Origin of the sequence: Pedobacter frigidisoli (assembly GCF_004331675.1) — a bacterium.
Taxonomy (GTDB): domain Bacteria; phylum Bacteroidota; class Bacteroidia; order Sphingobacteriales; family Sphingobacteriaceae; genus Pedobacter; species Pedobacter frigidisoli.
On the sequence record NZ_SJSN01000020.1, the window covers coordinates 61,416 to 83,501 of the forward strand.

Here is a 22,086-nt window from a genome sequence, read left to right on the forward strand (position 1 = left end):
GAATTCATCGTAATCCTGATCGTGAAACGCCTCAATTATCTGTAACTCATTATTCTAGTAGTATTCCTAAAGAAACTTGGCAGCAAAGAACTTTCATTAAAAATTTCTGCATCGGCTTGCATACCATTCTTTAAAACAACCTTTCTATATGGATCCTTATCTTCGTAATTTTCGAAACTAACTTTTGCTTTAAAAACGCTATCGCGATAGGAAACATCAGAGATAAACGTCAGCTTCCCCCTTATCATCCCATATTGCCCGTCAGGATAACTTCTTAACTTGATTGGTGTTCTTTATCCAGCATGTATTTTACCCATATTATATCACGGTATTGTACTTCACCAAAAAAATCGGTATTGCCAAGCTTAACCGCAAATACTTCTCGGTTCGCTATAACATTTATTAGATGATTGATCATGTTGCCTTTTTTCAATGATCACGAGTTAATCTCCCGGGTTTGCTTCAAGATTAAACTGGATATGAATATTTGCTATACCTGAGGAATCGAAGAACAGAATTAATTCAACTCCCCCACGACCACTTAACCTTTACACTCCAACAATAAATATTATATTAGTTTCACAAAACAAACAAATTATGAAAACAATAAAAACACTTTTAAGCTTTGCTTGCTTTTTACTGCTGCTACAAACGGCAACTGCTCAAGGAACCTTAACAACCAAAATTGCGGAATGGGAAAGGGCAAAAGCATATACCAAAGAGTATTTAGATGCCATGCCCGAATCGGGTTATGCGCTAAACCCGACTCCAGAAATGCGATCCTTTGCTGATCAAATGTTACACCTAACAGATGCTAACTATGGTTTCACCGCTACGGCAACTGGAGAAAAAAGTCCTTTAGGCCTAGGTGAGGTTGAAAAAATGAAAGATAAATCAAAGGCGAATGTAACTAAAGTAGTAGTGGCTGGTTACGACTATGTGATTGCTGCACTGAAAAAAATGTCTCCAAAGCAATTAGGGGAGAAAGTGAAGTTTATGAATCGTTTTGAGATGACCAAGGAGATGGTTTTCACAAAAGATTTTGAACACCAAACACATCACCGCGGACAGGCAACCGTATATCTTCGTTTAGCGGGTGTTACGCCTCCGGCAGAAAAATTATTTTAATTATTTTGTGAGTATAGCAAGTTGCATTAGGCTTGCTATACTTTTTGCTTAGGCACCATACGAAAACCAATTACTAGAAAATAATTTTAGCTTTCATATCATTTAAATCATTCCCATTCAAAACAATTTCTTAATAACCTCGCTTTTAACTATATGAAAATAGTAAAAGCCATAGTTGCAGGTTTTGCAGGAGCAATTGCCTTAAACATATTACATGAAACGGTTCGCAGGTTTGATGCAGATGCACCGCGAATAGATCTTTTGGGAGAAGAAGCACTTTCTCGATCGCTGAATAGCCTAAACCTGGAATCGCCAACGGGCAATAACCTCTACGCTGCAACATTGGCTGGCGATATTATTAGCAACGGAATTTATTATAGTGCCATCGGAATGGCAGGCAAAAGGAACATCTACGTTAAAGGCGCCATTGCAGGTTAACAGCTGGCTTAGGTGCCATCAAACTTCCAGATAAAATGGGGCTTGATGATGAGCCTGTAACCAAAACAGATAAAACCAGGGTGCTCACGGTAGCATGGTACGTTTTCGGTGGATTAGTTACCGCAGCGGTATTTGATCGCTTGGGGAGGGTCTGATTTTTGGGTTTGATCTGCTTATCAAAACACCAATCCACTACAGCTAATTTTCTTAAAACTTATTTGAATTCCCCCAAGTTTATAATGATTTTACATCTTCCTGTAATTCATTTCCACTAATAAGGATAGCTTTGTTTCGCTCCTTTTCATTATTAAATGGCAAAAAATAGAAATACAATCCCTACCGAAAATATTACCTTCAAAGATCGTCTTGCCTCCCTAAAAAACCTGCCAGGCTTTTTTAAATTGGTATGGCAAAGTAGTCCCAGCAAAACTGCCATCAGTTTTACACTGAGAATTTTACGTTCTGCGATGCCAGTCGCATTACTTTATGTAGGGAAATTGATTATTGATGAAGTTGTAGCCTTGAATGGCCATACCTCCAAGGATTTACATTATTTATGGGAATTAGTTGCTCTAGAATTTGCATTGGCCGTATTTACCGATGGACTGAATAGGATGATTAACCTCACGGATAGTTTGCTGGGCGATTTGTTTTCCAACTATACCTCTATGCGAATAATGAAACATGCCGCAACTTTGGATTTAGATCAGTTTGAAGATTCTGTGTTTTATGATAAGTTAGAACGTGCCAGACAGCAGACTGTGGGTAGAACGGTATTGCTGTCGCAGGTGATGGGCCAGATACAGGATTTTATCTCCATGGCATTTCTCATCACTGGTTTAATTGCTTTCAATCCCTGGTTAATTCTACTTTTGTTACTGGCCATCATTCCATCTTTCCTTGGAGAATCTTATTTCAATAGCAAGAACTATGCGTTATCTCGAAGTCAAACTCCAGAGCGCAGGGAACTAGATTATGTGCGTTACCTGGGCGCTAGTGATGAGACAGCAAAAGAGGTTAAAATATTCGGACTGGCGGATTTCATTACCAATCGTTTCAAAACATTATCAGATAAATTTTATGCTGATAACAGTAGATTGTCCATCCGAAGAGCAGGCTGGGGAACTTTCTTTTCGGTATTGGGAACGATGGGTTATTACGCAGCCTACGGATTTATTATTTACGATACCGTTCAGGGGAGATCTACCGTTGGAAGTTTAACTTTCTTGGCGGGCTCATTTAGACAATTAAGTGGCTTGATGGAAATGATGTTATCACGTTTCACAATCGTTTCCCAGGGAGCGATTTACTTGAATGATTTTATTGGGTTTTTTGAGATTAAACCTAAAATTACCAAAACTGAAAATGCGATTCCATTTCCAAATCCGATAAAAAATGGTTTTATATTTGAAAATGTGGGCTTCCAATACCACAACACTACGCGATGGGCGAATAGAAACTTAAACTTCGAATTTAAGCCAGGAGAAAAACTTGCCCTTGTGGGTGAGAATGGCGCTGGCAAAACAACCTTGGTTAAACTATTGGCACGTCTTTATGATCCAACTGAAGGTAGAATTCTATTAGATGGAAAAGATTTAAGGGAATATGATTTGGATGACTTGCGTTATAATCTGGGTATTATTTTCCAGGATTACATCCGATATCAAATGAGTTTCCAACAAAATATTGCGGTAGGAAATATTAAGGAAGTTGACAATCTGGACCTGGTCAAAAAGGCCGCACAAGAAAGTCTGGCAGACCAATTGGCGCTAAAACTTACTAACGGCTACCAACAGGCTCTTGGCAGAAAGTTTAATGATGGCGTAGAGCTATCAGGAGGCGAATGGCAGAAAGTTGCCTTGGCAAGGGCTTACATGAAAGAAGCACAGGTTTTGATCTTGGATGAACCCACTGCTGCCTTAGACGCCCGGGCTGAATATGAGGTATTTCAACGTTTTGCAGAACTGACAAAAGGAAAATCAGCGGTATTAATTTCTCATCGTTTCTCTACCGCTCGTTTAGCCGATCGAATTCTGGTCTTAGATAAGGGAACGTTGTTAGAGTCTGGTACACATGCCCAATTATTGGCCGCCAATGGAAGATATTCAGAGTTATTCCATCTTCAGGCTATGGGCTATCAATAGCAGGTATTTATCACTACTTGTGCTTTAGGCCATTTGATTATCTGCATTTCCAAAACCATGGAGAATGAATCTTGTTATTACCTAAAAGGACTTCATGCAGCAACGTATTTTACCATTACTCTCCGTTTTATTTATTTCCTCAATTATAATTTCCTGCAAAACCGGATCAATTAATCTGTTTAAGGCTGATAGTCTGCATGAGCAATACCAACGGAAATTGGAAACCGCTGGCTTAGATAAAACTGCAATGGGTGCCGCATGGATAAATTCTGCAACTTCTAGCATAGAAAAGGCACTAACCATTACTGTTCCGTTTAAAGAAGTTGGCTATTTCTCCGCAGAGAAAATTCCTGCCGCCGCATATAAATTCTCAGCAATCAAAGGGCAGAAACTAACCATCAGCTCAACTAAAAAGCCTACGGAAACAGCACTTTACCTAGATTTCTGGTTTTTACCGGAAAACGGTAAGCCAAAATTAGTTGCATCTGCAGATACCTTAAATAGTCCTTTAAAACACGACATCGATGACACTGGAAACTACCTCATCAGATTACAGCCCGAACTCTTGAAAAGCATAGAATATACCCTGGAAATTACTTCTGGACCATCTTTGGCCTTTCCAATAAAATCGAAAAATAGCAGCAACAGCATCAAAAGTTATTGGGGCGATGGAAGGGACAACAACATTAGAAAACACGAGGGCATTGATATTTTTGGGACTTTTAGAAGTCCTGTACTCTCCATTGCAGAGGGAACAATTACACGGGTAAATGAAAACAATTTAGGGGGAAAGGTAGTTTGGCTCAGACCGAAAGGAAAAGATTATACAGTTTATTATGCCCACCTAGATGAGCAAATTGCTACTGAAGGACAAGTGGTAAAAATAGGTGATACAGTTGGTTTGATGGGCAATACTGGAAATGCAAAGACCACACCCACTCACCTACACTTTGGCATTTATACTGCTGGAGGTGCAATAAATCCATTGCCGTTTATAGATCCGATTTCAAAATTACCAGTTAATATAGGCGTTCCAATTTCAAATCTGAATAAGACATTACGAACATCAATGCAAGTAAAGTTGTTAAGTGCCCCTCAAAATAGAGCCAATGTATTGGCCAACCTAGAAGCAGGAACAATAATCAATGTAAATTCGGCGACAGGAAATTATTATAGGGCAGAACTTCCTGATGGAAATACCGGTTTTATTCAAAGTAGTGACTTAGCTCAAACCAGCAAGCCCCTGCGTATGATCAAGGTCAATCCAGCACAAATAAAATTGTATAATCAACCAGATAGCCTATCACCGGTAAAATTGAATTTAAAGGCAGGTCAATGGGTAAGCATATTGGGAATCTTCAACAACTTTCAACTGGTTAGTGATGAAAATTCACAAGTTGGATGGATTGTGAAATAACAAGGCTAAAACATAAATATCAAAGACACACTGTTTAGCGCCTCATTTGATGATTATTGGTTTACATAAATGATCGTCACCCTCAGCTTGATCCGACAACTATCGGATGGGGATCTTAATAGTTCTTCTGAATTTTAATTAAACTACTGAATGCTGATTCATCAGCCCTAAATCACTTACATTTTTTTTTTGGATCAGCTTATTCAATAGCATTCCTATTATATACAGTAGGGGTTTGGAAAGAATGGCAGGAAACCTTAGGCTGGTTCTGCCCCCGCTGTGCCATCGGGTTTAGTCTGCGCTGCATTTCTCTTTTTTGAAAGTTGGCTCAGCGAAAACGAAAAAAACAACGTATAACATTAAGGCTCGCAATCGTCCTTAACCTTACGCCCAAACTGGCGAAACTAAAAAACTACAAATAACTGCTTCACAACTAAATAAGCGGCTAAAACAAACAAAAATATGGCGATAGATTTATTTACAATTAAGCTACTCAGCGCAAACTTCTCTTGTATATAGGTAGCAAAATGGGCATATACATATAATGCCAATGCAGAGCCAAAACCAGAGCCAATACTGAATATCACTAAGGAAAGATAATCCGTTTTGATCCACTCGTGTAGGATAACGTAATTTCCAAAGAACAACCAAAAAGGAATCTGGACTGGATTGAGCACACCCAAGATTAATCCATACAAAACACTTCCACTACGTTTGTCTTCTTTCTTATTGCTGGTTTTAGGCGCTTTTTTACGGTTAACCCATGTAATTGTTCCCATCACCAGAAACATGAGAATCATAAAACAATCCACCAAGGTTCCAAGCCTAACCTCGCTAACCGCCTCATTTGGATTGATATCACTCATCGCCCACCGGGCAAAACGCATCATACCAAAAGTGAAGCACACCTCTACACAGGAAAAAGATAGGATGAAATACCATACCTGTCGCATGCCCTTATTAATGGCCAATTGCGCTACGGTAAGGTTGATATTGCCAGGGGGAATATAGCCCATGGCGTTGAGGATGATGCCTATGAAAAACGTTATAAAAAGCATTGCCGAAATTATGGATTAATGTTTAAATGCGATGCTAAATATTTTCCTGTGTAAGATTTTTTTTCTTTAACCAGATCTTCAGGCACTCCCTCAAACACCAATTTACCACCACCATCGCCACCCTCAGGACCGATATCGATAACCCAATCAGCACATTTGATCATGTCCATATTGTGTTCGATAACCAAAATCGTATTTCCCTGTTCGATTAGAGTATTTAAGGCTTTTAATAGCTTTTTGATATCGTGAAAATGTAAGCCCGTTGTTGGCTCATCGAAAATAAACAATGTTTTATTGGCATTATTACCCTTAATTAGGAATGATGCCAGCTTGATCCGTTGGGCTTCTCCACCCGAGAGCGTGTTAGACGATTGCCCTAAGTGGACGTAACCCAAACCTACATCAACCAATGGATTTAATTTATTCAGAATCTTCTGTTCATCCTTAAAGAAATCCACTGCTTCATCAATGGTCATATCCAAAATCTCAGATACATTCTTCTCCTTATAGGTAACATCCAAAACCTGCTGTTTGAAACGTTTTCCGCCGCAGGCCTCGCATGGCAGATAAATATCGGCCATAAACTGCATCTCAATTTTCACTTCACCCTCACCTTGGCAAACATCGCAACGACCGCCCTCTACATTGAAAGAGAAAGCTGCTGGTTTTAATCCTGCTGCCTTAGCCGATGCCAAATTGGAAAATAAGGCACGAATATCATCCCAGGCCTTAACATAGGTAACAGGATTCGAACGACTTGAACGACCAATTGGGTTTTGATCGACCATTTCCACAGCATTTACCATTTCATAGTTACCGAAGATACCATCGTAAGAACCGGTTTGCTCCCCAGCATAGTTTCCTATTGCTTTCTGCAAGGCTGGATATAAAATCTTTTTCACCAAACTGGTTTTTCCAGAACCTGAAACACCACTCACAGCTGTAAAAACACCTAGTGGAAACTTCACATCAATATTTTGGAGATTATTTTCCCTAGCGCCCTTGATTAGAATGTGGTCTTTCCACTTACGTCGCTTTTCTGGAATGGCAATTTTTTCTAATCCCGCCAAATAACGGCCCGTTAAACTATGTTTATCTTTTAAAATCTCCTCGTAATCACCGCTAAAAACTAGGTTTCCTCCATGCGTACCCGCCTCTGGACCAATATCGATGATATGATCGGCAGCTCGCATCATTTCTTCCTCATGTTCTACAACAATTACCGTGTTTCCAACATTTCTAAGCGAAATCAGCACCTCAATCAGTTTGTTCGTATCGCGTGGATGTAAACCGATACTTGGCTCATCCAACACATAAATAGAACCGACCAAACTACTACCAAGAGAAGTTGCCAAATTGATACGCTGCGATTCCCCACCAGATAATGAGTTTGATAATCGGTTTAAGGTAAGATAACCTAACCCTACATTATTTAGGTAAAGAAAACGGTTATCGATTTCTGCCAACAAACGTTTAGCAATCTTGGTATCGTTGGTGTTTAATTTTAATTCGTTAAAGAAAACCAGCGCCTTTGCCAAAGGCATCAATACCACATCAATAATAGATTTTTCAGCTATTTTGACATAAGATGCATCTTTACGCAAGCGAGAGCCCTTACAATCCGGACAAGTGGTTTTTCCGCGGTAGCGTGATAACATGACACGGTATTGGATTTTATAGGTTTGCTCTTCTAATTCCTTAAAGAAAGCGTCTAAACCTGAAAAATACTTGTTGCCTGTCCACAATAACTGCTGCTCTTTTTCTGTTAACTGACTGTATGAACGATGGATAGGAAAATCGAATTTACCTGCAACTTTAATAAAGTTTTGTAGCCAAATGCCCATCTTCTCCCCTCTCCAAGGCGCAATGGCATTATCATATACACTTTTGCTCTTATCAGGGATAACCAAATCTTCATCAATACCAATTACGTTTCCATAACCCTCACAACGTTTACAAGCACCGTAAGGATTATTAAAGGAGAAAAAGTTTGGTGTAGGCTCCTCAAAACGCATTCCGTCCAACTCGAAACGATCGCTGAAATGTTTGGTTTTACCTCCCGTCTCTACATAACAATCGCCTTTGCCCTCAAAGAATGCTGTCTGCACCGAATCTGCCAACCTACTCAAGGTTTCCTCTTCCTGATTGGTAACGATACGATCGATCAGAATCTGAACGGTTTTATCATCAACAAGTTCGGCATCCTTAAAATCAGCATCATCTAAAACTGATTCAATTTTTTCAACCTTATCGCTAATCAAAACCCTTAAAAAGCCCTTCTGCAAAAGGATAGCCAGTTCTTCCTTAATGGTTCTGTTGTTATGTGGGTAAAGCGGACAGAATATGGTTACTGTTGTATCTTCAGGCATTGCGCCAACATAATCTACCACCGTACTAACCGAATCTTTTTTAACCTCTTTGCCAGAAATTGGCGAGATTGTTTTTCCAATACGGGAAAATAAAAGTTTTAAATAATCGTAAATCTCTGTCGATGTACCAACAGTAGAACGAGGATTTGAGGTAATTACCTTTTGTTCGATAGCGATTGCCGGAGCAATTCCCTTAATATAATCTACATCAGGCTTGTTCATACGGCCCATAAATTGGCGGGCATAAGATGATAAACTCTCTACATATCGTCGTTGCCCCTCGGCGTATAGAGTATCAAATGCCAATGAAGATTTTCCCGAACCAGACATCCCAGTAATCACCACCAATCTATTTTTTGGGATGGCAACATCTATGTTTTTCAGGTTGTGCACACGTGCACCTTTTATAATAATATTTTTATGCGGATCTTTTTCGGCTTCTTTTTTGCTCATGAATAATAAAGGATTTAAAACATAACCCATTTGATAATCATTGGGTTTTTAAAAACATACAAAAATAGGGTACTGAGACGGTTAATTTATTTTTTAACATTTTATTTTTTGCTTTTTGATAAAAAAATAACTTTCTTTGGATAACAACGACCTCAGAACCAAACTAACAACATTCAAAAACATAGGAGATAGGCTATAGAAATTAAACATCTACAAATTAATTTTTAGCAAATAGTACGGGATTTAGTGTAGGTAAACCTATGAATTTACAATCATACAATGATCAGGACCTGGTAAAGTTATACGTTACCGGGAACGAGAATGGATTGCAGGAACTTTTAAGACGACATAAGAGCAAAATTTATACTTCTATCTACTTATTGGTGAAAGACCAATATTTGGCGGAGGATATTTTTCAGGATGCTTTTATTAAGGTAATAAATACGCTGCGATCAGGACGATATAACGAGGAAGGCAAGTTCTTACCTTGGGTAATGCGTATAGCACACAACTTAGTTATTGATTATTTCAGAAAGGAAAAAAGAACGCCAATTATTACGAGTTCTGATGGAATGGATGTATTCAATACACTTCAGTTTTATGATGAGAGTGCAGAGGATAAAATGCTTCGCGATCAAACCCATAAAGATTTAAAGGCAATGATTCAATTGCTGCCAGATGAGCAAAAAGAAGTGCTCCTAATGCGCCATTATGCAGATTTGAGCTTTAAGGAAATAGCCGATTTAACCGACGTAAGTATTAATACGGCACTCGGCCGTATGCGCTATGCTTTGAGCAATTTGCGCAAAATGCTTAAGACGAAAGAAATGACCTACAAGGGGTAATAAAAAAGTTACATAAAATGTTTTAGCGATTGAAATAAAGCATCTGAACTATCGTTAAGTTTATAAAACTTATCACATTTAGTTGCTTATGACAAAAACCTCTACATCAAAAACAAATGTAAATTTACAAAACCACAGTATGTTTCAGCCTAGAACTGATATTGAATCTGACGCAGAAATCGACTTATTTTACGATCAAATCAAAAGTAAGTTAGATAGACTGGCTAAAAATCCTCAAGATGAAACCATCAATAAGATTTTAGCTTACAGCAGATCAAAGTAAATTTTACATAAGCTAGAAAAGCTGCCCCACAAAGTGAGGCAGCTTTTTTTGTGCCCCATGTTTGCTGGTCTCCTCTTCCATCTCCCCATCATCCATCAACAATCAACCATTTTACATCTTTCAAAATGTCTTGAATTTTACAATTACTGTGTAAAAAAGGCTTACCTTTACATAGTGTGAATTTAACACTAAGTAACGCTATGAATAAGAACTTACTTCCACTTACCCTAGGTGGTTTAGGCATTGGCATCACGGAATTTGTAATGATGGGCTTGCTTCCCGACATTGCGAAAGACCTGGACGTAACCATCCCTCAAGCAGGATATTTAATTTCAGCTTATGCACTAGGCGTAGTGATTGGTGCTCCACTTTTAATCATGATTGCTGGAAAATATCCACCAAAGAAAATTCTTATTGCGTTAATGGTCATGTTTACCGTTTTTAATGCTTTCTCTGCCTTTGCACCTTCATTCGATACCTTATTTTTAGCACGATTACTTTCTGGATTACCACACGGCGCTTTTTTTGGCGTTGGATCGGTAGTTGCAAGTCGTATCGCAGAGAAAGGAAAGGCTGCCCAAGCGGTATCGTTAATGTTTATGGGCTTAACCATTGCCAATATCGTAGGCGTTCCACTTGGTACGTACATCGGCCATAATTTCTCTTGGAGAATATCTTTCGCTGTAGTAGTTTTCGTTGGATTGGTTACCTTATTAAGTTTAAAACTATGGCTTCCTGCACTAGAGGCAACAAAAAATAGAAACCTGAAAGAAGAATTAAGCTTCTTTAAAAAGCGAGAGGCTTGGATTATTATTTTAATGATCTCTATCGGTACGGGCGGTTTGTTCACCTGGTACAGCTACATCGCTCCATTAATGACAGAAGTCGCTGGCTTTTCACCAAATGCCGTAACCTATATCTTAATGTTGGCGGGTTTTGGAATGTTGGTTGGCAATTATATCGGCGGAATACTGGCAGATAAATTTTCGCCCGCAAAGGCTTCAGCTGCGCTATTGATCACAATGGTGATAACACTTGTAATCGTTCACTTTGTATCTTTCAGTCAGCCCCTAGCTCTGATTATGACCTTTATTACAGGAGCGGTTTCCTTTGCACTGGCGGCACCGATCCAAATGTTAATGATCCAAAGCGCTAAAGGCTCAGAAATGCTGGCCGCATCTGCAAGTCAGGCAAGCTTTAATATTGGAAATGCATTAGGTGCATTCTTCGGCGGACTTCCACTGGTGTACGGTTTTGGTTACACATCTCCTGCATATGTTGGTGCTGCTATGGCGCTAATTGGTGCGTTATTTGCTTTTTGGCTGATCAAAAGAAATCCATCAAAAGTAGTTGGAGAAGATGATAAGGAATTAAAAGAAAAGTATGTAGCCATGCATTAACGTTTTTTAATTCTATCTCTCAACCGCCCCAAAGTTGTTCCTATCGATACTGCATAAAAACTATTAAGCTTATTTAAACTTGCAGAAAAACCAAGATTTAAAGATGCCGTGTGGTCTAAGTTGAGGTGGTATCGAATTTCAACAGGAATTGCAAATTGACTTTTCTTAATTATTTCATAATCCGAAGAACAAAAAAGACACTCTTTCCCTACCCTAGGGAGAATCGCTCCTTTTGTCTGCTGCCCGAACACTGAAATCCCAAAACCAAACTGAAATGTATGATATTGATTTAAGCTAATTCTTTTACCCGCAATTAAACTTACATCGGATACCGTTAAATCTGGCTGGCTCCCAAAAAGCCTTATCTCTTCAATTGCAGAAGTTTTAAGTGCCAAATAGTAACTTTTCTGCTCAGCATAAATGAATATATCACCATAGGTTCCGTCTATGCTTCCCTTACCCAAACTAAAACCCATTCCAAAATATGTTTTCCGATTTTTGTGGAGTTTATCTTGCTGCGCAAAAGTAGTATAACCAATAAAAACCAATGATGCGGTTAACAGGTAGCTTTTCATGTTATTGAATTAATCTAGAACTAAATACCAAACCCAAACCTGCAGCAGCAAAACTTTTTTGTTGATTGAGATTTCCATTTATCGATAGTGAAACCCCTACTCCATCTACAAATCGAAAAATGTATTTAATTTCACCAATTAATCCAACCGCATTTTTTTGGATAATTTTTTCCCTCAGCGTATTACTGTTCGATTCGTCGTACTTCCTCAAATCAGCAACAAGTGCCACCCCAGCTCCAAGTTCCAGTCTATTATTGGCATTAAACTTAACACGTTTACCTATGGCAAGCGCAACCTCAGAAAATCCAGGCCTCGTAGTTTCTACTCCATCTACATTCACTTCATACGTATCTTGCGAAAGCGATGAGAATTTTAATTTCAAATAAGACTTTGGCTTATTATAAGCTATAAAGCCAGATATTAAAGGCTCTTTCAATGTAGCAGCACCAAATTCAGCGCCACCACTTAAAGCATTAAAAAATTCATAAGGATTATCCTGAGCATTGGCTACGCCAACCGACGATGCAAGTGCAAGTACTAATATTATATTCTTCATTTCAATTCTAATGATGATCACACCTGAATTAGTGTGCATTCAAAAATAGAAAGGATTTAAATACAGAATTATCCCATTAAGATATACCGAAAAAGATCCATAATCGTTAAAGCTAAGTATATACACAATTAAACCTATTAGATTAATTTTCACTTAAAATTAATGCTTCATAAATTTTATTAGATGATATTTTTGAGTAACTTACCCTATTAAGATATTCTTTATGATTAATCAACAAGTTATTTTTTTTAATTCCATAAAATCGGCTTTGCCTGATTACCAAAATCTTGCCCAAAGCATTGCCGAAGTATTGGAAATTAGCACCAACGAAGCTTATAAAAAAATCAGGGGAACGAGTGTTTTAAATTTGCAGCAAATTGTTAAACTCTCTGATAGCTTTGGGATTCCATTTTTGTACAAGCCAGACCAATTGCCAACCGTAACTTTCGATTATTTAAGTGTGGATCAGGAAATTCCGAACATGCTATTGTACCTAAAGGATCTTTTAAAAAACCTTAAACAAATTCAACAAAGCAAGAGCAAACATATTACCATTACGACAGATGACATTCCGCTATTTCATTTTTTCAAATACCCTGAACTTACCTGCTTCAAGCTTTTCTTTTGGTCAGACAGTGTCATGAATACGGAAGTTAAATTCGATCCGAGCTTATTTGATGAGGAAGTAATTTCAATCACGAAAGAACTTAACCAAATCTATCTGGAGATTCCTTGCACCGAAATTTGGGCTAAAGATACCGTTCACGGCACAATCGAACAGATTAGATATGCCTACGAAGCGGGCTATATTTCCAAAATATTAGCAGAGCAGATTATCGAGCAGGTGCGGTATTGCTTAACCGATATGAATATGTATGCCATCAGTAGCAAAAAGACAATCGATCCAAACCATGCCTTTAATTGGTACAATTGTGATGTACTAGGAAGCATTTCTTATCTGGTAGATTATAAGGATACGATGTCCTGCTATAATAGATTCAACACTTTCAATTACCTAAAAACCGACGACCAGTCTTACTGCCAACAAACCAAACAATGGATGCAGAGTTTGATCGGAAAATCGGTTTCATTTAGCGGACAGGGAGAAAAACACCGAAATAAATTTCTTTACAACGCCTTTGCAGAATGTGATAAGTTGTTGATGGAAATGAATAACAATTTGGTATAACTAGGAAATGAAAGTTCTTGCAGGCCATAAATTACCGCCCTGCTGTACACTATAGACTCACCCGATTGAAAAAATCGGGATCGGGCTAACGCTTCCATCAGGTTTATACACAAAAGTCTGTGCCGTTAACTTAATACCCACGCTTTATGCGATACGCTATTTTTTAGGAAGTTTTTAGCACAGTTTTGAGTTTAATAAACCTGATTGCAGTGAAAAGCCCCCGATTTAAGCATTGTTCTTCATTGTTTTATTGTATGCCTGCTTGTTTCACAGGTTTTTTCGGGGCTTGTAACAAAAAGCAGGGCTAAAATAACCGAAACGAACCGAACCTTGCTTTTCTAAAATTAATTAATTACAAATATCTCGTTGGAAATAAAAAGATTCCTACTTCCAAAGCCGCCATCTTCAACTTCCAAAAAATATAAATAGGTCCATTTTATTTTTGCTAACTATATTTGCCCATGCTTAAAAAAGAACGTTATAAACTTTTTGTTGATCATTTTTCGGCGAAGCAGCCAGATGCCGAAACCGAATTACATTATAATAACCCATACCAACTTTTGGTTGCCGTAATCCTTTCAGCACAATGTACCGATAAACGGATAAATATGGTTACCCCTGCTTTATTTCAGCGTTTCCCTAATGCCAAAGCACTTGCAGAAGTTACACCAGATATCGTTTTCGATTACATTAGAAGCATCAGTTACCCGAATAATAAGGCCAAGCATTTGGTTGGGATGGCCAATATTTTAGTTAATGAATTTAATAATGTTGTCCCATCGGACATAGATGAACTGCAAAAAATGCCTGGTGTAGGACGAAAAACAGCCAACGTAATCGCTTCTGTTATTTACAATGCGCCTGCAATGGCGGTCGATACGCATGTATTTCGTGTGGCAAATCGTTTGGGCTTAACTAATGGCAAAACGCCTTTGGCTGTAGAAAAGGATTTGGTTAAAAACCTGCCTGAGCAAGATATTCATATTGCGCACCATTGGCTGATTCTTCACGGACGTTACGTGTGTGTTGCCAGAAATCCAAAATGTGAGGTATGCGAAATTACCTATATGTGCAGGTATTTTGAACGTTTAACGGCACAAAATGAACGTGATAAACTTAAAGCTTAAATTATTTTCATTTTGCTATTGACATTAGTTAAAAAACAAGTACCTTAGCTAAGTATTTTAGTATTATTACTTATAAACATTCAAGTACATTAGCCGACAATCAATTATATTTGCGCAATCAAAATGAAAAAAGAAATGAGCACTGCGAATCCTGACAAATTAAAAGCCCTACAATTAACACTAGATAAATTAGAAAAGTCTTACGGTAAAGGCACGATAATGAAACTGGGTGATACCGCTTTTGAACCAATAGATTTTATTTCTACAGGTTCTATTAGTTTGGATATCGCCTTGGGCATTGGTGGTGTTCCTAAAGGTAGGGTAATCGAAATTTATGGCCCTGAATCTTCAGGTAAAACAACTTTGGCAACACACATTATTGCCGAAGCGCAGAAAAAAGGGGGCATTGCAGCTTTTATCGATGCCGAGCATGCTTTCGATCAGTTTTATGCTAAGAAATTAGGTGTAGATACAGACAATCTTTTAATCTCTCAACCAGATAACGGTGAGCAGGCTTTAGAAATTGCAGACAATTTAATTCGCTCTGGCGCAATTGATGTTATCGTAATTGACTCTGTTGCGGCATTAGTTCCTAAAAGTGAAATTGAAGGCGAAATGGGTGATAGCAAAATGGGCTTACACGCTCGTTTAATGAGTCAGGCTTTACGTAAATTAACGGGTACCATTTCTAAAACTGGATGTTGCTGTATTTTCATTAACCAGTTGCGTGATAAAATTGGTGTAATGTTCGGAAACCCTGAAACGACCACTGGTGGTAATGCATTAAAATTTTATGCCTCAGTTCGTTTAGATATCCGTCGTATTTCTCAGATTAAAGATTCTGACGAGGTTTCTGGTAACCGTGTTAAGGTGAAAATCGTAAAAAATAAAGTTGCTCCACCTTTCCGAATTGCAGAATTTGATGTGATGTTCGGTGAAGGTATTTCGAAAAACGGAGAGATTGTAGATTTAGGTGTTGATTTTGGAATTATTAAAAAAGCGGGTTCTTGGTATTCTTACGGAGATACAAAATTAGGACAAGGTAGAGATGCCGTTAAACAACTTTTAAGTGATAACCCAGAATTGGCCGATGAATTAGAACTTAAAATTAAAGCCGAGGTTACTGGCGATAAATTGGAAGAAAAATAAATAACAATATTCTTTGTAAAACAGAAAAGGTCTTGAAAATATTTTCTAGACCTTTTCTGTTTTATTTGCTAATCATTAGCCCTGGCTAAATACCGCATTAAAATCTTTGGTAACATAAACAATAACTAAAATGGCCGCGATTAATAACGCTCCCAAAATAATTACACCCCAGCTTCCGTTCAATTTATTCTTATCTTTTCTAATGAGATAGTACAATACGCCAATAAGCGGCACTGCACAAACTATCCAAAATATTAATGATGCTCCAGTCATAAAAAATCAATTTTCAATAAACAAACCACAATACTCAATAAACAATAATCAAACTGCAATACCCAATGAACAAACTTTAATCATCATTTACAGAAAATCTGTGTAATCAAGTAATCTGTGTAATCATCTTCTAAAATTCCATTCTCGCCATTGGCGAAACTTCCTGCCCCACAAAATCCTTTTTCAAAAATTTCTGATAGCCAGCAATCGCAATCATTCCAGCGTTATCTGTACAATACTGAAAAGCCGGAATAAATACATTCCATCCCAATTCATTAGCAGTTTCCTGTAAGCCAGCTCTTAAACCTGAATTTGCAGAAACACCTCCAGCTATAGCAACTTCCTTAATATTGTATTGCTTGGCAGCTTTTTTCAGCTTGGTTAATAAGATTTGCACAATGCTATGTTGAACGGAAGCGCAAATATCATCTAAATTTTCGGCAATAAAGTTAGCATTCTCTTTTTCCTGTTTCCTAATAAAATAAAGGATAGAGGTTTTAAAACCGCTAAAACTAAAGTTAAGATCAGCGATTTGTGGTTCTGCGAACTTGTAAGCTTTTGGGTTTCCTAATTTGGCATGCTTATCAATTAGCGGTCCGCCGGGGTACGGGAGTTGCAAAATTTTTGCGGTCTTATCAAACGCTTCGCCAGCAGCATCATCCAAAGTTTCGCCAACAATTTCCATATCGAAATAATCCCTAACTAGAACGATTTGGGTGTGACCACCAGAAACCGTTAAACATAGGAAAGGAAATGTCGGTTTAGGGTCATCAATAAAATGCGCTAAGATGTGCGCATGCATGTGATTGATAGAAATTAACGGTATATTTAAGGCAAGCGCAAACGATTTTGCAAAAGAAACACCCACAAGCAATGAGCCTAAAAGCCCCGGACCTTGTGTAAATGCCACGGCACTTATGTCCTGTTTTGTAACCTTTGCATTCATTAAAGCTTGCTCCACGGTAGGAACAATATTTTGTTGATGTACCCTAGATGCTAATTCAGGGATTACACCACCATAATTTTCATGAATTGTTTGGTTTGCAATAACATTGGCCGTAATTTTGCCGTTGTTACATATAGCGACTGATGTATCATCGCAAGAAGACTCGATAGCAAGTATGACAGACAAATTATTTATTTTTAAGCTGCAAAATTATTAAAAAACTATTTAAAATACTCCTTTGGGTAATTGCATCAATAATTTTGCTGCTGGCGCTTATTGTTTTTTCTCTACAGTTTAAGCCTGTTCAAACTTACTTTGCCCAAAAAGCCGCAGCTTATTTATCAAAAGAGCTTAAAACAACGATCTCAATTAAGAGTCTTTACATCAAGCCATTCAAATCTATCGTACTCGAGGATTTACTTGTTTTAGATCTTCAAAAAGATACCCTATTAAGCACGCCACAATTTTTGGTGGATATCAATCAACTTTCGATAGAAAAAAAAATCATCGACATTACAACTGTTCAAATTAACAATGGCCAGTTTTTCCTAAAGGAATTCAAAGATAAGTCTTCTAACTTCGATTTCATCATTAACTATTTTGATTCTGGTAACCCCAAGGTAAAGAAACCTAAAAGCAAACCTTATGATATTAATGTAGGCAGGATAATTCTGAACAAATTTGCTTTCAGATACACCAATTTTGCTGCAAAAGATACTACACAAGGCAAAAGCGTAAATTTCGATAATGTAGATGTTAAAGAATTAAGTGGGATTTTTGAGGGACTTGATACAAAGAATCACCTTGTTAAAACCAATATTAAAAACCTAACACTTAAAGAGAAAAGTGGTTTTTACCTTAAAAATTTAACTGCAGAAACTACCATAGACAGCAATGCGATTGAGCTTAAAGACCTTTTGTTGGTGACCAATCAAAGCCGATTGACGAATTATTACCAAATGAAATTTAAGAGTTACCGAGATTTCAATCATTATGTAGATAATGTTCGCATGAAAGCCATTTTTAAGGAAAGTCATCTCAGTTCTCGTGATGTAGCTTTTTTTGCGCCCGAAATGAATACCATGAAATTAGACATCGATGTTGATGGTCAGATTACAGGTTTGGTGAATAATCTTCGTGCTAAAAAGCTATCGTTAAAAACTGGCAAGGCCACCTATATTAAGGGCGATTTCATTTTAAAGGGCTTACCTAAATGGAAAGAGACCTTTATGGATCTTAACATTGAGATGGCTGGAACCAACAAAACCGATCTTGATGAAGTTTTGGGCGGCATTACCAATAGCAAAAAGAAGCTCATTCCGAGCATCGTAAATAAATTTGGCAACATCAACTTCAACGGAAACTTTACAGGCTTTCAAAATGACTTTATAGCCTATGGAGAATTTAAGACCAAATTGGGTCGTATTGTTTCTGATGTGAACATGAAAATCGATAAGAATGATGTGCCATCTTATACTGGAAATGTTAAGACTTACGATTTCAACATTGGCAATCTGCTTGATGAAAAAAGTTTGGGAAGAATAAGTTCATCTCTCTATGTAAAAGGAAGAGGAACCGAACTTAAAGAGCTTACAGAGAAGATAAATGGTGATGTTGATTACATCGATTTTAACGGATATAGGTATAGGAATGTAAAGATTGACGGAACTTTTGATAAAAAATACTTCGATGGTAAACTCACCATCAATGATAAAAACGTGAAGTTGGCTTTCGATGGGGGTGTAAACCTTAATCCAAAATTACCTGTTTTCAATTTTAACGCAACCATTTCTAAGGCAAAGCTGAAAGCATTGAAATTGATGAAAGATTCGTTAATGGTTGATGCCAAGTTTAGCACTAACTTCTCAGGAACCAACCTAAACAACATTGAGGGAAACTTGCTGATTGAGGAAATACGACTGCAAAATCCTAAGGGAGTTTACAATGTAGATTCTGTACAGTTGATAGCAAGTGGCACAGGTGTAGATCGTAACTTGAATATCAAATCTGATATTTTGGATGCAAGCATTCGGGGGGAATACGACTTGAATTCAATCGTTTCTTACTACAAGGCGATTGCAAAAACCTATATTCCGTCGTTAAAAACTGATATTGTAAAGTATAAGAATCAAATTTTCCAGTTTAATTTAAAGGTGAAAAAATTTGAGGCTTTAGCACAGCTGATTTCTCCAGGATTAACATTGGATGATGGCGCAACCTTGATTGGGGATTTTGATTCAAGGAATAACACTGCGACGCTGAATGGCTTTATTAAGACCTTAAAATACAATGGAATAGTTGTTAACAACATTATCCTTGATGAGAATACTACGCCAGAACAACTTCAACTGATTGTAACCTCAGATCGTGTTCAAATAAACGACAGCCTGTTTATCAAGGATGTAAACATTTCCAATATTTTGAGGAATGATAGTCTTGCCTTCAACGTAAAGATGTCTAACTCTGATGAAGCCAATCAACTCGATCTCAATGGATTGGTAGAGTTTACAAAAAACCAAGACACTACAGCTCGATTAAGTGTTCTTCCATCGATATTGAAGATTAATAGTGAGGAATGGCGAATTCAAGAAAAGGTACGCATCGTATTGAACAACGGAAAAACAAAAATTAGCAACTTCGATTTAACCAATGGGCAACAGCAAATTAGGATTGATGGATTGATCTCAGAAGATCCAAATGACTTGATTGAGGTTGGATTTAAAGATTTCAGCTTAAAAACACTAAACCCATTTACAAAAGGATTTGGCGTAAGGTTAAGCGGAAACGTGAACGGCAAAACTAATTTATATGGCATTTTAAAAGGGCCAAGAGTTGACGACGACTTAAAAATCGACTCCCTGAATTTTAATGACATCTATATCGGAACGCTAACCGATACTTCATCCTATAGCAATGAAACCAATAGGATAAATGTTTATACCCACATTATTGCAGATGATACTGAAACCTTTAAACTTACTGGAAATTTAGATCTTAAGGAAAAGGAAATCGATTTGTCGGTTAGGATGAACGAGAGTAAGTTGACCATTCTCGAACCATTTGTTAAGCAATTGGTATCGAATCTAAAAGGAAATATTTCTGCAGATTTAACGGTAAAAGGTAAGCTCGATAAACCAGAAATAAATGGTACGCTTGCGCTTGATAAAGGCCAATTAATGGTTAATTATCTTAAAACAACTTATGTAATTACAGATGAGGTTAGGGTAGATAACAGTGTTATCGATCTTGGAGATTTTGAGCTGAGCGATCTTGAGGGACACTCGGCTACTGCTCGTGGAACGGTTGACTTGAACGATATCAATTACCCTACACTTGATGTAATGGTGAACGCGAATAACCTGATGGCGTTAAATACCACTGGAAAAGACAATTCAGTTTATTATGGTAGAGCTTACGGAACGGGAACTTTTAAGTTTACGGGGCCAACCAATAAAATGAAGATTGATATTAAGGCAAAAACGGACAAAGGCACAATTTTCAATCTTCCCTTAAATAGTTCTGAAACGGTATCGGATAAGGATTTCATTAATTTTATAAGCAGAGACTCTAGCAAAGTAATTAAAAAACCAACAAATTTTGATGGCTTAACACTTTCATTCAAACTCACTATCGACCCAAATACAACAGCAAATATCTACACCACACTAGGCAATTTGAGTGGCAAGGGTAATGCAGATCTAAACTTGAATATCAATAGCCTCGGCGACTTTGAAATGTCTGGAGATTACATCATCGAAGCAGGTAGTTTTGATTTTACCGCACAAGAGGTAATCAATAAAAAATTCGAGATCAGACAGGGTGGAACAATCAGGTGGACGGGCAACCCAACCGCAGCACAGATTAATTTAAAGGCAATTTATGCCTTAAGGGCGAGTACTGGTGATTTATTTAAAGCAGCGAATCGCGATGCCAGTAGCAATGCCAATCAAAGGGTAGATACTGAAGTGGAGATGGGCCTAACAGGTCTGTTACTTCAACCAGAGATAAAGCTGGATATTAACTTCCCTTCGCAACCCTCAATTAAGGAGCAATTGCAAACTTATTTCAGCGATCAAAACAACTTGAATTTACAGGCGTTTAGTTTAATTATTCGAAGAAGTTTTGCCCCGGGTAATGGTGGCCAATCAATTGGTAATCAAATTGGGTCTACAGCCACTAGTACAGCTACCGAGCTAGTTTTTAATCAATTTAATAATGTATTATCCTCGTTAAACTTAAACTTTGTCGATTTAAATGTTCGCTCATTAAGTGAGGCAAATGCATCATTTAAATTATTTAACGACCGTTTAATTATCAACGCAGGTATAGTCGATCGGAATAGCCTAAATGATCTTTCCCTAGATTTTTCTAAGAGCAATGTGGGTGGAGAGGTGGAGGCCTTATTCTTGATCAGACGTGATGGTAGTTTAATGACCAAGGTTGCCAATAAGCCACCAACAGTTCAAAGTATATTTTCAAATCCGGGTATTGATCAGAATAGAAATGTTACTTCTTTTGGATTGGTTTACACTCAACAGTTTGATACTTTCAAGGAATTTATTCAAAAGATATCTGGCGCATATCGCAAGAATTTGAAAAGGAAACAAACTGAGGCTCCAATTAAAACCAACAAGCCAATTAATAAGGAAGCGATTATTAATCAGAGCAAAGGGAATCCGAGGAGATAGTTTTCAATTGGCAGTTTTCAATTGGCAGTTTGAACTGTTAACTGAAAA

Annotated in this window: 17 protein-coding genes; 11 read left to right on the forward strand and 6 right to left on the reverse strand. The window is 37.7% G+C overall.

What is annotated here, in order from left to right; genetic code table 11:
* Nucleotides 1-597: 597 nt before the first annotated feature.
* The 4 genes from EZ449_RS19885 to EZ449_RS19900 all read left to right on the forward strand — a co-directional run bounded on the left by EZ449_RS19885 (nt 598) and on the right by EZ449_RS19900 (nt 5,127).
* The gene (locus tag EZ449_RS19885; RefSeq protein ID WP_131562222.1) at nt 598-1,128 is read left to right on the forward strand and encodes a DinB family protein; all 531 of its coding nucleotides are present in this window, start codon (nt 598-600) and stop codon (nt 1,126-1,128) included.
* A gap of 153 nt (nt 1,129-1,281) precedes the next feature.
* Complete coding sequence (locus EZ449_RS23225) at nt 1,282-1,566, forward strand: hypothetical protein (RefSeq protein WP_225872385.1); 285 nt, start codon at nt 1,282-1,284, stop codon at nt 1,564-1,566.
* Nucleotides 1,567-1,877: 311 nt separating this feature from the next.
* Nucleotides 1,878-3,710, forward strand: coding sequence for an ABC transporter ATP-binding protein (locus tag EZ449_RS19895; protein WP_131562223.1), 1,833 nt, complete (start codon nt 1,878-1,880; stop codon nt 3,708-3,710).
* 94 nt (nt 3,711-3,804) lie between these two features.
* Complete coding sequence (locus tag EZ449_RS19900) at nt 3,805-5,127, forward strand: peptidoglycan DD-metalloendopeptidase family protein (RefSeq protein ID WP_131562225.1); 1,323 nt, start codon at nt 3,805-3,807, stop codon at nt 5,125-5,127.
* Nucleotides 5,128-5,531: 404 nt separating this feature from the next.
* Here the strand turns inward: EZ449_RS19900 and EZ449_RS19905 are convergent, their stop codons facing one another.
* Nucleotides 5,532-6,185: a LysE family transporter gene (locus EZ449_RS19905; RefSeq protein WP_131562227.1), complete on the reverse strand. Its 654-nt coding sequence runs from the start codon at nt 6,183-6,185 to the stop codon at nt 5,532-5,534.
* A gap of 8 nt (nt 6,186-6,193) precedes the next feature.
* Nucleotides 6,194-9,007, reverse strand: coding sequence for an excinuclease ABC subunit UvrA (uvrA, locus tag EZ449_RS19910; RefSeq protein WP_131562229.1), 2,814 nt, complete (start codon nt 9,005-9,007; stop codon nt 6,194-6,196).
* Between the two features lie 260 nt (nt 9,008-9,267).
* Between uvrA and EZ449_RS19915 the strand changes: the two genes are divergently transcribed.
* From EZ449_RS19915 to EZ449_RS19925, 3 genes are all read left to right on the forward strand, one after another.
* Nucleotides 9,268-9,852 carry an RNA polymerase sigma factor gene (locus EZ449_RS19915; RefSeq protein ID WP_131562230.1) on the forward strand — a complete coding sequence of 195 codons (585 nt, stop codon included), beginning with the start codon at nt 9,268-9,270 and terminating at the stop codon, nt 9,850-9,852.
* Nucleotides 9,853-9,940: 88 nt separating this feature from the next.
* On the forward strand, nt 9,941-10,135 hold the full coding sequence (locus tag EZ449_RS19920) for a hypothetical protein (protein WP_131562233.1): 195 nt from the start codon (nt 9,941-9,943) through the stop codon (nt 10,133-10,135).
* A 200-nt stretch (nt 10,136-10,335) separates the two neighbouring features.
* Nucleotides 10,336-11,535, forward strand: coding sequence for an MFS transporter (locus tag EZ449_RS19925; protein WP_131562235.1), 1,200 nt, complete (start codon nt 10,336-10,338; stop codon nt 11,533-11,535).
* Here EZ449_RS19925 and EZ449_RS19930 read toward each other — a convergent pair.
* Together EZ449_RS19930 and EZ449_RS19935 are read right to left on the reverse strand one after the other, a co-directional pair.
* Nucleotides 11,532-12,110: a hypothetical protein gene (locus tag EZ449_RS19930; RefSeq protein WP_131562237.1), complete on the reverse strand. Its 579-nt coding sequence runs from the start codon at nt 12,108-12,110 to the stop codon at nt 11,532-11,534. The two genes, EZ449_RS19925 and EZ449_RS19930, sit on opposite strands and share 4 nt — an antisense overlap.
* A gap of 1 nt (nt 12,111) precedes the next feature.
* Nucleotides 12,112-12,705 carry a hypothetical protein gene (locus EZ449_RS19935; RefSeq protein ID WP_131562239.1) on the reverse strand — a complete coding sequence of 198 codons (594 nt, stop codon included), beginning with the start codon at nt 12,703-12,705 and terminating at the stop codon, nt 12,112-12,114.
* A gap of 184 nt (nt 12,706-12,889) precedes the next feature.
* Between EZ449_RS19935 and EZ449_RS19940 the strand changes: the two genes are divergently transcribed.
* From EZ449_RS19940 to recA, 3 genes are all read left to right on the forward strand, one after another.
* Nucleotides 12,890-13,855, forward strand: a complete 966-nt coding sequence (locus tag EZ449_RS19940; RefSeq protein WP_131562240.1) for a helix-turn-helix domain-containing protein — start codon at nt 12,890-12,892, stop codon at nt 13,853-13,855.
* A 461-nt stretch (nt 13,856-14,316) separates the two neighbouring features.
* Nucleotides 14,317-14,982, forward strand: a complete 666-nt coding sequence (gene nth, locus EZ449_RS19945; RefSeq protein WP_131562242.1) for an endonuclease III — start codon at nt 14,317-14,319, stop codon at nt 14,980-14,982.
* Nucleotides 14,983-15,117: 135 nt separating this feature from the next.
* A complete protein-coding gene (gene recA / locus EZ449_RS19950; protein ID WP_131562243.1) occupies nt 15,118-16,131 on the forward strand; it encodes a recombinase RecA in 1,014 nt (337 codons plus the stop codon).
* 75 nt (nt 16,132-16,206) lie between these two features.
* On the opposite strand, the gene EZ449_RS19955 is transcribed toward recA, so the two are convergent.
* Both EZ449_RS19955 and tsaD read right to left on the reverse strand, forming a co-directional pair.
* The gene (locus EZ449_RS19955; protein ID WP_131562245.1) at nt 16,207-16,404 is read right to left on the reverse strand and encodes a hypothetical protein; all 198 of its coding nucleotides are present in this window, start codon (nt 16,402-16,404) and stop codon (nt 16,207-16,209) included.
* A gap of 130 nt (nt 16,405-16,534) precedes the next feature.
* Nucleotides 16,535-17,536, reverse strand: a complete 1,002-nt coding sequence (tsaD, locus tag EZ449_RS19960; protein ID WP_131562247.1) for a tRNA (adenosine(37)-N6)-threonylcarbamoyltransferase complex transferase subunit TsaD — start codon at nt 17,534-17,536, stop codon at nt 16,535-16,537.
* Nucleotides 17,537-17,610: 74 nt separating this feature from the next.
* On the opposite strand from tsaD, the gene EZ449_RS19965 reads away from it, so the two are divergent.
* Entirely contained in the window at nt 17,611-22,038 is a 4,428-nt protein-coding gene (locus EZ449_RS19965) for a translocation/assembly module TamB domain-containing protein (RefSeq protein WP_131562248.1), read from the forward strand.
* Nucleotides 22,039-22,086 lie beyond the last annotated feature (48 nt).